This is a genomic window from Pseudomonas sp. 44 R 15 (genome assembly GCF_900004965.1).
GTDB lineage: Bacteria > Pseudomonadota > Gammaproteobacteria > Pseudomonadales > Pseudomonadaceae > Aquipseudomonas > Aquipseudomonas orientalis_A.
In genome coordinates this window covers 24,741-25,778 of sequence record NZ_CVTU01000093.1, presented here as the reverse complement: position 1 = coordinate 25,778, position 1,038 = coordinate 24,741, and the positions used below count along the sequence as shown (strand labels likewise).

General features: G+C 64.4%; 1 protein-coding gene (cut by both window edges). It reads left to right on the top strand.

All 1,038 nt of this window come from inside a single coding sequence — locus BFP93_RS14880, catalase family protein (protein WP_065893691.1), on the top strand. Of the gene's 1,140 coding nucleotides, 33 precede the window and 69 follow it; the stretch shown corresponds to coding positions 34-1,071 (codon 12, complete, through codon 357, complete); the first complete codon in view begins at window position 1. The start codon and the stop codon both lie outside this window.

Below are 1,038 nucleotides of genomic sequence, written 5' to 3'. Positions count from 1 at the left end.
GGCGGGTTTCTCGGCAAAACCCTGCTGTGGCTGGTGGGTCTGGGCCTGCTCGGTTGGCTCGGCGCCAGCGCCTGGTACGCCTGGCAACACAGCGGCCCGGTGTCGCCGGATGAGCAGATTCCGCCCGGCGAAGCCGCCATGACCCAGGGCATCATCCAGACCGCCGTGCGCATCGTCGACCAGCACCGCGAGGGCACGCGCTACCTGCGCGATGCCCACGCCAAGGCCCATGGTTGTGTGAAGGCCGAAGTCAGCGTGCTCGCCGACCTCGATCCGGCGCTGCGCCAGGGCGTGTTCGCAACGCCGGGTAAAACCTGGCAGGCGATGATGCGGCTGTCCAACGGCAATGCCTACCCGCAATTCGACAGCATCCGCGATGCCCGCGGCATGGCCATCAAGCTGCTGGACGTACCCGGCAAACAGCTGATGGCCGATCAGCAAGCGCGCACCGAGCAGGACTTCGTGATGTTCAGCCACCCGAACTTCTTTGTCAGCGATGTGGCCGAATATGCGCAGAACATCGGTGCCCAGGCGGATGGCAAAAAAGTGCTGGCGTTCTTCCCCAAGGCCGACCCGCGCACCTGGCAGATACGCCACCTGTTCATCGCCCTGGCCACCCTCGCCCCTGCCCCGGCCAGCCCGACGCAGACCACCTACTTTTCGGTTTCGCCCTACAAGTTCGGTGCGGCCAACGCCAAGTTCCGCGTCGCCCCCGACCCGCAAAGCTGTCCTGAATACACATTGCCCAAACAGAACCAGGACCTGCCGAACTTCCTGCGCAGCGCGCTCAATCAACAACTGTCCACCGACCGCGTGCCGGCATGCTTCGTGTTGCAGATCCAGCGACAGAACCCGCAGACATTCATGCCCATCGAAGACACCAGCATCGAATGGAAGGAAAGCGACGCGCCTTTTGAAACCGTGGCCAGGGTGCGGGTCCCGGCGCAGGACTTCGACACGCCCGCGCTGAATCTCGCCTGCGACAACCAGTCATTCAACCCCTGGTTCGGCGTGGCAGAACACCGCCCTATCGGCGGG